A 13,329-nucleotide genomic window follows, 5' to 3' on the forward strand; every position below is an offset into this window, starting at 1 on the left:
TATCGCTGAGGTTGAGCTGCTTGAAGGCCCTGAGGGTCCGGAGGGTCCGCAGGGACCGCAGGGCGAGGCCGGACCGGCGGGCTCTGACGGCTCTGACGGGTCTGACGGTTTCCCTACCGAAGCCCAGTGGGATGACCTGGTTGCTCGTGTGGCGGCTCTCGAGTCCGCTGATGCTGAGGGCTAATCGTTTCGTGTGATGTGAGAGGGGGCCACCGTGGCTGATGATGTGTTGCCGCCGTTGGTCACGGTGGCCGACCTTGTTGCATTCAACGTCGATGTTGAGGATGAGGAGCTTGCTAAGCAGGTAGCTAAGTCTGTTTCGGCGGGTATTCGTGCTGCTGCTGGCGTGCCGATTAGTCGGACTACTAGCACGGTCGAATTGTACGGGGTGCGTACGGCGTTCTTACCGTTGCCTGGTGGGCCTGTTGTGAGTGTCGAGAAGGTGCTTGTAAATGCCCAGCCGATTGAGGATTTCAAGATTCGTGACGGGATGCTTTGGCGTCGTTACGGGTGGGGCGATATTGAGGATGACGTTACGGTCACGTTCTCGCATGGGTGGGACCCGGTGCCGCCTGATGTGGTCAAACTGGGCGTGAACCTGGTGGCGGCTGGCCTGAATGAGGCCACCAGCGAGGGTGGTCTTGCTTCCCGGCGTGGTCTTGTGTCGCGTCAGGAATCCATTGATGACTACAGCCTCCAAGAGTCTTATGTCCGTGGCGAGGACGAGGTTATCGACCTGACCGAGATTCCGGACCGTACCCGCGAGTGGTTGCGGAACCGGTTCGGCAATCAGGCATATGTGACGGGGAGCTACTGATGCCTACTCGTGCTCTTTTGGCTCGTGGCCGGGAGGCCGCTGAGCGGCTGATGACTGACACTGTGCGTGTTGAGCGGCGAACCGGTGGGACGACGCTGGATCCGGAGACGGGCCGTGATGTGCCGGTCTTCGAGACGGTGTATGCGGGGCGCGGGAAGCTGTCGTCTACTCCGTCTACTGGTGAGACGTATGAGTCTGGTGAGCATTCCTACCTGGTGGAGTCTCCGCGGCTGCATCTGCCTATTGATGTGTCTGTGCGGCCGGGGGATGAGGCCGTGGTGACGGCTACTGAGACTGAGAACGCGTCTGTTGGTGCGCGTATGCGGCTCAGGGATTTGAACCGTGGCACTCACCGGACGGCACAGCGCTGGAACGTGGAGGTGATCACGGGATGAGCGCGAACATTCAGGGGCTGGGTGATCTGGATGCGCTGGTGCGCGATCTTGGTGTAGCCCCTAACAAGGCGCACAGGGCTATCCGCAGGGTGATGAAGCGCGGTGGCCAGGAGATGAAAAAGAAGATGCAGGCGGATTTCCGGGGGTCCAGGTCTTTCCGTCATGTTGGCCGGTCGGTGACGTATGACGTTGTTGAGCGGCGAGGCGCTACCACCGTTGAGATTGGTACTGATGCGGCCCGGTCGTCGTCTGCTCCGCTTTCTGGCATCGCCTACTTCGGTGGCGCAAGAGGAGGCGGCGGGACCGTGCAGGAGCCGGACTACATTCTCGAGGCCGAGGCCGATAACGCGGTGGACTGGATCGAGAAAGAACTTAGGGGGCTGCTGTGAGTGTCCCTAACCCGCTCGAGGCTATCGCGGCGCTGATCAGTGACCCGGCCGTGAACGTTGCTCAGGGCAGCGCGCCACTGTCGATGCCGCCTGCGCTGTCTGACTTCCCTTACGTGGTGATCTGGTCGGATCTGCCTACCCGGTTCAGTGGTGGCGGGTTCGATGAGCCGTCGTTGTCGGATCGGCCTGACGCTTTCTCAGCGACTGTGCGGCTGACGTACGCGGCGACCTCTGCGGCGTCGCTGTTCTGGCTGGTGAACCGTGTCCGTCCCTCACTGGAAGACGCAGAGCTGGTCATCGATGGTTATCAGATTGGGCGGCTTCGTCCGCGCTCCCTCTTCCCGTCTGAGATTGATCGGACGATCACACTCGAGGGAGGTATCTCCCCGGTGTATGCGGTGGATGAGGTCGAGCTGGTCGGTACAAGGGCGAAGGAGGCTTCCTGATGGTGAGTAAAAAGAATGACGGCAAGGTTCGTGCCGTCGATAAGAACGGGCGCAAGGTCTGGGTTCCAGCCGCGTGGCTGGACGTGAAGAAATTTGGTTTCCGGGTTCCTCCGAGTCAGCGCAAGGCTAAGCGGAATAAGCCCACCACACATACTACTGCGCTTGTCGTTACTGACAGCGCTACTGACTCTAAGGAGGATTCATGAGCCGTCGTGTTCTGGCTATGGGAAAGATCAAGTTCGCGGTGCTGACTACTGCGCCGGCTAACCCGGAAGCACCTACTGCGACTGAGCTGAATGAGGGCATTGATGCGTCGTGCCTGATTCGTACCGCTGATTTCAATTTCTCGGCGCAGGCGTCCACTACTCAGGACGTTACTCTGCTGTGTCAGAAGAATCAGGCTAACGCGCCTACTCAGAAGCAGCACCAGTCGGAGTTCACTTATGACCTGTACTTCGATGAGGACGGGCGCAGCGTTCCTCCTGCTGGCGAGATTTCGGCTGAGGATCAGCATGCTCTTCATGCGGCTCTTCGTGAGTACAACGAGGAAATTTACGTGTATGCGCGTGAGACTTCCAAGGACTCCGCTGAGCTTTGGGAGGCTGGCGATGAGATTTACATGGGCGGGTCGTTCCTGACCGATGTGCCTCAGCGCCAGAACGGTGATGACTTCATTAAGCGTCACGCTGTTCTTCTGCCTCAGATTGTTCACGACAATATTGAGGTTGCGGAAGATTCTGATGGCGGCGGTGAAGAGGGAAACTGACCTACCCCGACTCTGAGGTTTACCCAGGGTCGGGGGTCTACCCCGAATCATCTGAAGGCTGATACCGCGATCAGCTTTTGACAACTTTATACACATTGTTTGAGAGGAGGCCCCGCTGTCTGGTCATCGTGAGGATGACCAGGGCGGGGCCTTTTCGTGTATCCGAAAGGGAACCATGACTGAGAACGCCGCTGAGACCATTAGCCCGGAAACGTACGATATTGAGGCGTGGCTTAACGACGCGCACCTGCCTGAAGAGTCTGCCCGTATCTACCGGCGCGGCGACCTGCTCGGCTCTATTAACGCGCTTCAGGATCGCATCAGGGAGCTGACTACGGCGGTGGACTCTTCCACTGATCTGGATGACACGAAGGCGTTCACGCGGGAGCTGTCTCAGGCTCGCTCTGAGTATGAGGAGCTGCTGACCCAGTTTGGCGAGTCGGGCCTGACCGTGTTCTTGCAGGCTGTCCCGTCGCGGAAGACTCGCCAGATCCGCAGGCGGGTCAACGAGGCAGAGGAAGCCAAGGTTAAGGCCGGTGCGACCCGCCAGGATGCCAAGGTATGGGGCAACGAGGAGTTCATTTACTCGATGGTTGCTGCCGCCGTTGTCGGCGTTGAAGGCCCTGATGGTGTGCGTCATCCTGCCGAATGGGACGCCGACATTCTTCGTGAGCTAGAAGACCGCATCGGTCCGGGCCAGTTCGGGGAGCTGCTTGAGGCGCGTAAGCGTGCTGATGGGAAGCTTCAGGAGCCGGACCCGGATTTTTTGCTCACAGTCTCTGGCACCAGCAACGGCGATACCGACGGCTGACCAAGGTGCTAGAGACGGCCGAGAAGTATGGTCGTCCGCCGTCCACGTGGTTGGGCGGTCTTGATGGTGAATGGGGCGAGAAGGACCAGGTGCTGACTCTGGTCTACACGCTCTATAAGGATGGGCTGTGTTCGTGTGGTCAGCCGATCATCCTTGCCCACGATGACGAGAATTCCGGCTGGTTTGTGGCTCAGGAGTCTGTGTGTGTGGCGTGTGCCGCGGTGGAGGATCACCGCGAGGACAAGGGCGATGACGTGGAGAAGGGCGCGAAGGTGTTTCCGGTGAGCGAGCTAGACCAGAAACCCTCCGGCTCCTAGTCGAACCGCTCCCCGCCAAATGTCTCGGCGATCTCATCCAGCAAGTTCGGATTGTCGTGAATGATCATCCACGTATCCGAGACCAACGTCTGGTTGCCGTTGAGCGACGCCCCAAAGGAAATCCTGGTGGTGCTCCCCGCGTAATCCGGCATGTCCTCTTCCCACGCGATGAGGGCCATTCCTGAGCTGCATCGAAGCTCTTCGCCGTGCCCTTCGAACACGTCAGCGCGCCCCTGCTCAGGGCAGGGGAAGCCTTCGCTCTCTAGCGCTTCGTGGAAGTCGTCAACGGTTTCGTAATGCGCGTCAGGCTCTACGCCTCCGCATCCGGTGACTGTCAGTGCGAGTGATGCGCCGATGGCCAGTGTGAATCCCCTCTTGATCATTCGATCATCTTAGCTCTTTTTTGGAGGTTTCGTTATGGCTGATCGTCGCGTAAGGATGATCCTTGAGGCCCAGGTTGACAGCTTTAATCAGCGTTTGGCTTCGGCTCGGCAGTCTGCTGACGGCTTGGGCAGCTCTCTGCGGACGGCGGTGAATCAGCCGGAGGTCCAGCAGATGGGCCGCGCGCTGACTGCTTTCGGCGCGGTGACTACTGCCGCGCTGGGTGCGGCGGCGAAGTCAGCGATGGACTGGGAGACCTCTTGGACTGACGTTATGCGGCGTACTGATGGTACGCCTCAGCAGCTCGCGGCTCTTGAGGATGGGCTGCGGGGGATTGCTCGTGAGATGCCTGCTACTCATGCGGAGATTGCTGAGGTTGCGGCGTCTGCGGCTCAGCTGGGCGTGAGCGTGGAAGACGTCGAGGACTTCACGCGGACGATGGTCATGATGGGTTCGACCACTGATATGACTGCGGATCAGGCGGCTACTGCTATGGCTCGATTCGCTAACGTCATGGGCACCAGCACTAGTGACATGGACCGTCTCGGGTCTGCTGTGGTGGATTTGGGTAACAACGCGGCTACTACTGAGTCAGAGATTATGACGATGGCTCAGCGGCTGGCTGGTGCTGGTCAGGCTATGGGCATGACTGAGGGCGATGTGCTCGGTATCGCTGCGGCCCTCTCTTCGGTGGGTGTTGAGGCCGCTGCGGGCGGTACTGCGATCAGCCGGACCATGTATGACATTGATGCCGCGGTGTCTCAAGGTGGCGAGTCTCTTGAGGCTTTCGCTGAGGTTGCTGGCATGTCCGCGGATGAGTTCTCGCAATTGTGGCAGGACGACGCCGCCGCAGGGCTTGAAGCGTTCGTCTCTGGTCTGGGCCGGGTCACAGAGGAGGGCGGCTCCGTCGCTGAGGTGCTGGCAGAGCTGGGCATCAGTGAGCAACGGACTGTTGCGGCTATGACTCAGATGGCGGCTGCTGGTGACATGCTGGGCGATTCGATCCGTCGCGGCAATGACGCGTTTGAAGACAACACAGCGATGTCTGCTGAGTACGCCTACATTCAGGAGACGCTGGGTGCGCAGATCCAGGTCTTCAAAAACCGCGTCAATGATGCGGCTATCGAGCTGGGCCAAGTGCTCCTTCCTGCTATTGAGATGGTTGTCACTGGGCTGTCTGAGCTGGTGACGTGGTTCGCGGATCTTCCCGGTTGGGTGCAGGGAAGTATTGTTGCGGTGGCTGGACTCGCTAGCGGCCTGTCTCTGCTTGCGGGTGCCGCGATCATGCTTGCTCCTGGCCTGCTTGCGGCTCAGACGGCGCTTAGTGCGCTGCGTGGCACTGCCGGGCGAACCGGTGGCGTCATGGGCAGGCTTGGGCGCACGGCGGGCATCGCCACCGCCGCTATCGCTGGCCTCTCTATCGCTAACGATGTGTTTGACCCTAAGCGGACCACTGGTAACGCCGAGGACTTCACTAATGCCCTTAGCGGCATGGAGGTCCAGCTTGGTGGCGCGAGCGGTGGCCTTGACGAGCTGTTTGAGCAGACGATTGTGGCCGGCACGGGGATTGAGAGCCTGGACCATGCGCTGAATCTGAAGAACGATAACACTTTTGCCCGTGGCATCATGCATATCGGTGGGCTTATCCCAGGTGTCGGAGATGGTGCGGCTGAAGCTGATGCGGCCATTCAGGAGCTTGATGGGGCGATGGCCGGTCTCGTGTCGGCTGGGTCTATTGACGCGCTGGCGGCTGGGTTCAATGAGATCCGGCACCAGGCCCACTACGCGGACGCTTCCATTGGCGAAATTATGGAGGATTTTCCACAGCTCGAGACGGCTCTTGAGTCGGCTGGTATCTCTGCTGAGGAGCTTTCTGAGGCTACTAGCTGGGCGGCTGAGGGCATCACTGAGGCTGGCGCGGCTTCGGAGTATGGCGGGGTCACGCTTGGTGATCTTGCTGATCGCATGTCTGACGCGGAGCGCGAGGCCCTGGCGGCTGAGCTGGGCGTTGAGGATCTTGATGACGCACTGGGCGGCATGGGCGATGAGGCTGAATCTGCGGAGGAAGCTATGCGCGGGCTTGTCGATTCACTCATGGAGGCCGGTGTGCTGACTCGTGATGCTCGTGCGGCGTCTCGTGATTATGAGGCGGCGCTTGACAACCTGACGGACAGTATCGCTGAGAACGGGCACACGCTAGACACGACTACTGAGGCGGGCCGAAATAACGAAGCCGCGTTGGACGGTATCGCGGATGCTGGCCAACGCGTTTTGGAGTCGATGGCCGCTAACGGGGCGACTCAGCAGGAGCTTCAGGGCCAGCTTCAACGGACGTATGACGACTTGGTAGCGGGCGCTATGGCTTTCGGCCTTACTGAGCAGGAGGCCACAGACCTGACCCGCTCGATTCTGGGCGTCCCTGATGGCGTGACCATTGACTCGTGGATGAGTGATCAGGCTCTGCAAACGGCTGAACGGACCCGCCTCACCTTGCTTGGTCTGGATGGGTGGAGGATCTTCACCGAGCATGTCCACACGGTGAGGCAGCGCACGATTGGTGCGGCACAGAACTTTGCTTCCCGCGGCTGGGCGAACATCACGGGCCGCACCTATTCGACTGGTGGCGCTGTTGATGCTGTGGGCGGCCCGGTGCAGGATAACATTCCTGCGCTTTTGTCGCCTGGTGAGCATGTTCTGACGGCGGCTGATGTGGCCGCTATGGGTGGTCAGAGTGGCGTATATGAGATGCGTCAGCGGCTCCATGCTTCGGGCGATGGGGCGATGGTGGACGCGTATCAGCCGGTGGCTCAGGCGCGTCAGTTGGCGGGGGCAATGGCTTCTGCTGGTGGCGGGTCTTCGTCTGCGCCGTCTGGCCCTGGCGAGTTCTCTGGTGAGCTTTACCTTTCTTCGGGCTCGTTCCTGGGCGAGGTGAAGGCCGCTGTCCGTGATCCGGGTGTGGCACGTGTGAATTCTGAGGCGCTGCAAGGTCAGGTTAATCGTGACCGCCGGGGAAGGGGTAGCCGTGCGTGATATTGATATCCGTTTCAACGGGAACAGTGTCAATGAGGTGCTTGAGGATGAGGGCTTCCGGTTTGGCGTGAGGAACATCGAGGGTGAGGGCCTGATCGCTCGTGACCCTCACACGGTGGACTTGCCCGGCGACGGGTCACGCTGGGTGGATACCCGTGTGGGTCCGCGTCAGATCACTATCGAGTACCAGGCGCAGGCTGGTAAGAGTCCTGGCCATGATGCGATGGAGGAGCAGGCACGCCTTGAGGAGGTTCTTCAGGGCGTGCTCTTCTCTGATGCTCCCCGGCCTCTCCGGTTCTCCCACCAGCACGGCCTATTCCGTGGCACCCTCCAAGCCCTGGGCAAGACACAGAACCACGCGCACATGCATGTGGGCACTATGACGTTCCTCTGCCCTGACCCGTTCCGATATGGCGATCAGGAGACCCTTGAGCCTGACGCTGAGGGCGTGGTGAACGTGCTGACTAACTACTACGTGGAGCCGGTGCTGACGTGGGAGACCACAGAGGCGGTCGGGTCCGCGTGGGTTGCTGTGGATGGGCGGCGGCTCACTATCGACACTGCGGTCTCGGCTGGGCAGCAGATCCGTGTTGATGCACGCCGCATGGAAACCCGTGTTGGCGGTGTCCTGAATGTGGAGGACGTGCGCGGCAGGTATCCGCGGCTCCGTCCCGGCTCCGTCCTGACCACTAATACGGGCGGGACGATTTCGGTCTCTTATGAGCGGCGCTGGCTGTAAGCCAGGCCGCTTTTTCTTCACCCTTTTGGAGGTTCCCCTATGTCGTCGCGCCCTGCTGATGATGCAATCGCCGTCCTGAACTGGAACGGCACACCTGAGCGGGTGATCCAGGACGCTCACTGGAAGCTGGAGGACCGGGACGACTCGACGAATCAGCTTCGGGTGACGTGCTCGCTCGCTGAGGCTGAGGGCATTCAGGATGAGCAGGAGCTGATCTTTAAGCAGCGCCGATTCATCGTGCAGCAGGTCCGTCGCACGAGGTCTGATGATCGTGCTGAGGTCACTGCGGATGAGGCTCAGGTAGAGCTTAGCGGCCGTGTGCTCGAGGAGTTCGCGCCCAACGCGTGGACCCTCGAGGAGGCTGTGCAGGAGCTTCTGTCTGGCACGCGGTGGACTATGGGCCGCATCATGGGCGTCCGGTATGGGCGCGCACAGTTCGAAGACTTGAGCGTTCTCGAGGGGCTGCGGTTCCTTGCCCGGCACCAGGACGCGCGACTGTCCTTTGACTCTCTGCGGCGTCGGGTGAATATCGCGCCGGACATGGGTGAGACTCACGAAATCGTGTTCACGTATAAGCGTGAGCTGACCGATATCGTCAAGCAGTCCCGCGCCCCGATCACCACTGTCATCTATCCGACTGGTGCCGATGACATGGGTATCGAGTCGGTGAATGACGGCGTGCCGTATGTGGAGGATTACGGCTACTACACGGCGCAGGGGATTAGCCTGGCGGACGCCCGTGAGCTGTACCGTAAAGAGGACCGCTGGCGGGATCAGCGGTACGAGGTGCCGGAGAACCTGAAGCGTGACGCTGAGAAGCGGCTTCAGGAGGAGGCGTACCCGGCGATCACCTATGAGCTGACTGCGGCGGCTACTCGTAGTAGCTACTCGGATGACTTCGAGCTGTCTGGCCTGTCCCTGGGTGATCAGGTGTATGTGTGGGATGACGAGGTTGACGCGAAGCTGCGCGCTGAGGTCAGCGTTGTCACTACGTCTAGCGATGCGTCTGAGAATAATCTGACGCTTGCCTATGTGCCGGAGTCCCTGTCTGAGCGGAATGAAGGAACGTTCTTCGGTGACAGTGGCCGTCCTGCGGATGGTCCTAACGCGCGGCCTGTGGATCGTTCTGGGCCTCAGCCGCGCCCGTCCATGCCGATTCTCGAGTCTCTTGAGGCTATCGGTTCGGGCAAGGTCCGGTGGAACGGGCAGGACCATGAGGGTAACTATGACACGATCCCGGAGCGCTTCGGACGGGTCCGGACCATTGTTGCCGCTCTGGTTGATGGTGTGGTGCCGTCCCCTAATAGTGAGGACGCTTTCACCGGGTCTGATATCCACACCCGTGGCGGCGGAGTCTCAACTATCGGCTTCGGTGCTGGTGGCGAGTTTGCCGTGTGGTTCCAGATGGTGGGCCGTGACGGGATCACTGTCAGTGAGTTCTCTGAGCCGCTGATCGTCCCTGTTCCGGACCTGGTGGATGCTGAGCAGATGCGCGCTGATCTGGATGAGGCTCAGCAGCGGATCGACCAGGCCCAGGATGATATTGATGCGGCGATGGGCCGGGTCGATGAGGTTGCTGATGAGTGGGATGAGGTTGATTTCCCGCAGCTCAAGGCTGACCTGGAGGCCGCAGAGCAAGCAGTCAGTGAGGCTGAGTCTCGCCTGGATGCTGCTGAGCAGGATGTCGCTGCCTCTCAGGCTGACCTGGCCGATCTGCGGGAGAATCGTCTGCCTGCGCTGGATAGTGCCCTTGATGGGATTGAGTCGGCGGTCGCGGATTATGACCGGCGGATCACCAATGCTCAGAGCGCGGCAGATCAGGCGCAGGCTACGGGTCAGCATCTTGAGGGTGAGGTTCTGCCTGCCCTGGATGGGCGGCTGGCTGATAATGAGCAGGCATTGGGTGAAGCGGAAGGGCGTCTGAGTTCCGCTCGGGGTGACATTGACAATTTGCGCGATGTGCGACTGCCTGGCCTGGAGTCTGATCTTGCTTCCGGGCTTGAGGATGCCAACGAGTGGCGCGATGTTGGCGCGATCAGCGCCAGCAGCATGAGGGTCGGCAACTGGTCAAACCTCTGGGATGATCCCGGCACGGATGACCTGCATGAGCGCGGCAGCGCATCACCGTTCTGGAATCTTGGCTCAAACTGGTCAACCATTACAGACCAAGGCGGGATGCCGCGACTGGTCCGGTGCATCGAGGGCGAGACAAGCTTCACCAGTATTACCGAGTACCGGCCCACAGGTCACGTCAACGGGATGCGGGTGCAGCCCGGACAGCAGTTTCAGGTCAGCTTCTACGGCTGGAAGAGCAGTGGCCGGAGGATTCGGTCACGCGCACGCTACTACACCGAGACGGGCGAGTTCGCAGGCAGCGGCGTGGGGCCAGAGAATTATGTGCTTGATGATGGGTGGTCGTCACATTCGCTGACGTTTGTGGTCCCCGATGACGACAGTATCGCTCGTATGTGCATCACCTTTAACGCCGATGCTGGCACTGGTGGCGGTCATTATAGCCGGTTCCAGATGCGCGAGCGCGTCGGCGGTGATCTGGTGGTGGACGGGTCGATCCAGGCTCGCCACATCATGGCCGAAGAAATCGCAGGCGCTGTCGGTGAGTTCCTGAACCTGACTGCGGACCAAATTGACACCGAGAACCTGGCCGCATATTTGGCGACGATCATTGAGCTGGACGCTGGCCAGATCACCTCTGGGAAGATCGACACTTCACGGCTCAACGCTGAGCAGGTCGCCGCCGAGGTTGCGAACTTCCTGGCACTGGATGCCCTGGAGATCAACGTCGAACAGCTCGCCGGTGAGATCGCCAATATCATTGAGGTCACAGCCGAATCCATCGCTTCCGGTGCTATCAGTACACGGCACCTGGCTATCGGGGACTTCGAGAACCTGCTCCCACAGCAGGCCATCGAAGACCTTGCCACCAACGGGGACAACACTGCCCCCTGGACCAGGATTCGCGGCAATACCAACAGGTGGTACACCATCACCGGGCAGGGCCGGGGTATGCGTGCTATCCGCATCAACGACGGAACAGCATCGCATGCGCGTACCACTATGGAGTATGCGCCGGGCGAGGGCCTGGGCATCCCTATTAGCGGTGGTGAGTCGTTCCGGCTTACCTTCTACGGATGGGCTGGGGGGTCCGGTGCAGCGCCGAGTATTTCACTGCTGGTGCGTGATGCCTCGGGCTCTTTTGTCGGTCGCGTTGACACCGTGACGGTGCAGTCGGGGTGGAATGAATACTCCCTGGAGTTCCACAACGATGTCTACTCGCAGCAATTCATGCGGGTGGAGTTTGACGTGCCCTCCGGTGAGGCAATGCGTGGTCACTGGCAGGACTTCAAATTCCGGCACATGACCAACGGCGAGCTGATCGTGGACGGCTCGATTCGTGCCCGTCATGTGATCGCAGAAGAGATCGCCGGTGCGGTGGCGCAGTTCTTGGAGCTGCACGCAGATCAGATCACGGCAGGCACGATTGACACCAACCTGCTGAATGTCTCTGATCTGGCGGCCCGGATCGCTAATGTGATCCAGCTCAACGCCAGCAGGATCACTGCCGGGCAGCTCTCAGCGGCGCGGATCGATATTGACAGCCTGTTCGCAGACTCGGCGTTCGTCAACACCCTGCGCTCACGTGTGATCGAGGCAATCCAGCTCACCACAGAGCGGATCATCACGGGCGACATCATCGCCACCGGCACTATCGATGTGTCTCACATCAACGTCACTTCGGCGCTGACTGCTGAGATTGCCCGGTTCCTGACGGTGGAAGCCGATCAGATCGCGGCAAACGCGATTGATTCTATGACGATCCGCTCTGCCCGGATCGTCGGCGCCGATGTGGAAGGCTCCACCTTCACCGGCGGGGAATTCCGCACGTCATCCAACTGGCCTTCCAGCGGTGGCGCGACCATGCGGCAGGACGGGACTCACGGAAACTTCGTCGCGGCTGACGACAGCGGCACCGTCGTGGCACGCCTCGGCGGCGGCCGCAATGAGCTGGCATATCTGGCGATCACGGGCGATCTTCGCATGGGCTCGCGCTCAGCAGAGGGCGGCCTAGTCCCAGACCGGGGGCGACTTCGTGTTCAGGGGCGGATGCCGTTCGACGATGGCACGGCGCGGGACATGTTCGTGTACGGGCTGAGTCCCGCGTTCCACTTCAGCGGCTCCGAGGGGCCTGTCGCTATGTGGGACGTGGTGTATCCGGAGCCGCGCCCTAATTCCAACTCTGGCCCGGTCATGACGCCTTTGCCGAACGACTCGAGGCGGCATCTGTCTGTGAATACGGTAGGGGTGGGGCCGTCGGGCTTCACTGCCATTTTCATGCCACTGTACGCGGACCCCCTCGCCGCCGAGACGTTCCGGTGTCGCTACGTGTCTTTCTGGAGAGGCTGACCTATGAAGATTACTTATGATGATGAGTCTCGCTCATTCCTGGTGGACCTGGAGAAGGTGCCCAGCGACGGGGGGTCGCGCGGTGTTGCGGTTCCGCTTCAGGCAGTCGCGTCATGGTCCGAACTGCTGGGGTACGACGACCTAGCCGACTGCCTAGACGCGATCATAGACGCACGAGTGAACGCGAAGGAGCCGGAGTCATGCCCCGTCACTGGGTATAACGACGTGTGGACAGCGCCCTACGAGATGCTGCGGGAGAGAGAGGAGGCCCGGGAGCGCGAATACCTGAAGGCTCAGGCCGAAGGCAAGACCGCCGATGACCCGCGTTCTCCTCTCCTCCGCAGCACCCTGGCAGCTTTCCACGCTCTGCCCCGTGATGAGCAGGGCGTGTGCGCACTGGACCGGGCGCGAGAAGCATCATGCGAAGCGCTGGGCGTGCCTAAGCCGAAGCGCACCCCGTCGCTCGTGCGTCGCACTGTGGTCACACGCGTGGACAAGGAGGCGGGGGAGATGAAGATTTCCGCGCCCACCTGTGAAGAAGAATCACAGTGTGATCGTGAGGGGTTCCTCTGCAAAGAGGACCGGGCAAAGTGTGTGCAGGTGCTACGTGAACACGCTCTAGATATCGCGTATCGGGAGACACGGTTCCAGCATTCACAGACCAGCATCGAGCTTGACCCTCTCGAACCGCACCTAGCAGTAACCGCAGATGATGAGCAGCCCCAGCCGAACAAGTCGCCGGAAGAGATGGCGCGTGAGCGGTACATGAGTGGAGGTGATCAGGATGCCTAACAGCCTGACCACAATGAGGAGGGG

General features: G+C 60.6%; 12 protein-coding genes. 11 read left to right on the forward strand and 1 reads right to left on the reverse strand.

All coding sequences use genetic code 11. The features are described from left to right. The first annotated feature begins 214 nt into the window (after positions 1 to 214). From JOF45_RS02110 to JOF45_RS02135, 7 genes are all read left to right on the forward strand, one after another. The gene (locus tag JOF45_RS02110) at positions 215 to 817 is read left to right on the forward strand and encodes a hypothetical protein (RefSeq protein ID WP_210047569.1); all 603 of its coding nucleotides are present in this window, start codon (positions 215 to 217) and stop codon (positions 815 to 817) included. Further along, positions 817 to 1,212 carry a DUF6093 family protein gene (locus JOF45_RS13705; protein ID WP_378579173.1) on the forward strand — a complete coding sequence of 132 codons (396 nt, stop codon included), beginning with the start codon at positions 817 to 819 and terminating at the stop codon, positions 1,210 to 1,212. The genes JOF45_RS02110 and JOF45_RS13705 overlap by 1 nt, the downstream gene beginning before the upstream one ends. Next, positions 1,209 to 1,601 carry an HK97 gp10 family phage protein gene (locus tag JOF45_RS02115; RefSeq protein WP_210047570.1) on the forward strand — a complete coding sequence of 131 codons (393 nt, stop codon included), beginning with the start codon at positions 1,209 to 1,211 and terminating at the stop codon, positions 1,599 to 1,601. Before JOF45_RS13705 ends, JOF45_RS02115 begins: the two co-directional genes overlap by 4 nt. Next, a complete protein-coding gene (locus JOF45_RS02120) occupies positions 1,598 to 2,047 on the forward strand; it encodes a hypothetical protein (protein WP_210047571.1) in 450 nt (149 codons plus the stop codon). The genes JOF45_RS02115 and JOF45_RS02120 overlap by 4 nt, the downstream gene beginning before the upstream one ends. A 202-nt stretch (positions 2,048 to 2,249) precedes the next feature. Then, positions 2,250 to 2,813: a phage tail tube protein gene (locus JOF45_RS02125; RefSeq protein WP_210047572.1), complete on the forward strand. Its 564-nt coding sequence runs from the start codon at positions 2,250 to 2,252 to the stop codon at positions 2,811 to 2,813. Positions 2,814 to 2,988: 175 nt separating this feature from the next. Further along, on the forward strand, positions 2,989 to 3,624 hold the full coding sequence (locus JOF45_RS02130) for a hypothetical protein (RefSeq protein WP_210047573.1): 636 nt from the start codon (positions 2,989 to 2,991) through the stop codon (positions 3,622 to 3,624). A 5-nt stretch (positions 3,625 to 3,629) separates the two neighbouring features. Next, positions 3,630 to 3,941 (forward strand): hypothetical protein, encoded by a 312-nt coding sequence (locus JOF45_RS02135; RefSeq protein WP_210047574.1) that lies wholly within the window; start codon positions 3,630 to 3,632, stop codon positions 3,939 to 3,941. On the opposite strand, the gene JOF45_RS02140 is transcribed toward JOF45_RS02135, so the two are convergent. Continuing rightward, the gene (locus JOF45_RS02140) at positions 3,938 to 4,324 is read right to left on the reverse strand and encodes a hypothetical protein (RefSeq protein WP_210047575.1); all 387 of its coding nucleotides are present in this window, start codon (positions 4,322 to 4,324) and stop codon (positions 3,938 to 3,940) included. The genes JOF45_RS02135 and JOF45_RS02140 overlap by 4 nt on opposite strands. Positions 4,325 to 4,358: 34 nt before the next feature. On the opposite strand from JOF45_RS02140, the gene JOF45_RS02145 reads away from it, so the two are divergent. The 4 genes from JOF45_RS02145 to JOF45_RS02160 are packed head-to-tail and all read left to right on the forward strand — an operon-like array spanning position 4,359 to position 13,305. Further along, positions 4,359 to 7,352: a phage tail tape measure protein gene (locus JOF45_RS02145; RefSeq protein WP_210047576.1), complete on the forward strand. Its 2,994-nt coding sequence runs from the start codon at positions 4,359 to 4,361 to the stop codon at positions 7,350 to 7,352. Further along, a complete protein-coding gene (locus JOF45_RS02150; protein ID WP_210047577.1) occupies positions 7,345 to 8,091 on the forward strand; it encodes a distal tail protein Dit in 747 nt (248 codons plus the stop codon). Before JOF45_RS02145 ends, JOF45_RS02150 begins: the two co-directional genes overlap by 8 nt. 39 nt (positions 8,092 to 8,130) lie before the next feature. Continuing rightward, positions 8,131 to 12,513, forward strand: coding sequence for a phage tail spike protein (locus JOF45_RS02155; protein ID WP_210047578.1), 4,383 nt, complete (start codon positions 8,131 to 8,133; stop codon positions 12,511 to 12,513). Between the two features lie 3 nt (positions 12,514 to 12,516). Beyond that, positions 12,517 to 13,305: a hypothetical protein gene (locus JOF45_RS02160; protein ID WP_210047579.1), complete on the forward strand. Its 789-nt coding sequence runs from the start codon at positions 12,517 to 12,519 to the stop codon at positions 13,303 to 13,305. The last annotated feature ends 24 nt before the right edge of the window (positions 13,306 to 13,329 follow it).

This window comes from Nesterenkonia lacusekhoensis, from assembly GCF_017876395.1.
GTDB lineage: Bacteria > Actinomycetota > Actinomycetes > Actinomycetales > Micrococcaceae > Nesterenkonia > Nesterenkonia lacusekhoensis.

What these genes read in the sequence shown, in the direction of transcription:
- JOF45_RS13705 (WP_378579173.1), top strand. Translation starts at nt 817, where the DNA reads ATGCCTACTCGTGCTCTTTTGGCTCGTGGCCGGGAGGCCGCTGAGCGG.
- JOF45_RS02155 (WP_210047578.1), top strand. Translation starts at nt 8,131, where the DNA reads ATGTCGTCGCGCCCTGCTGATGATGCAATCGCCGTCCTGAACTGGAAC.
- JOF45_RS02160 (WP_210047579.1), top strand. Translation starts at nt 12,517, where the DNA reads ATGAAGATTACTTATGATGATGAGTCTCGCTCATTCCTGGTGGACCTG.
- JOF45_RS02140 (WP_210047575.1), bottom strand. Translation starts at nt 4,324, where the DNA reads ATGATCAAGAGGGGATTCACACTGGCCATCGGCGCATCACTCGCACTG.
- JOF45_RS02115 (WP_210047570.1), top strand. Translation starts at nt 1,209, where the DNA reads ATGAGCGCGAACATTCAGGGGCTGGGTGATCTGGATGCGCTGGTGCGC.
- JOF45_RS02145 (WP_210047576.1), top strand. Translation starts at nt 4,359, where the DNA reads ATGGCTGATCGTCGCGTAAGGATGATCCTTGAGGCCCAGGTTGACAGC.
- JOF45_RS02125 (WP_210047572.1), top strand. Translation starts at nt 2,250, where the DNA reads ATGAGCCGTCGTGTTCTGGCTATGGGAAAGATCAAGTTCGCGGTGCTG.
- JOF45_RS02130 (WP_210047573.1), top strand. Translation starts at nt 2,989, where the DNA reads ATGACTGAGAACGCCGCTGAGACCATTAGCCCGGAAACGTACGATATT.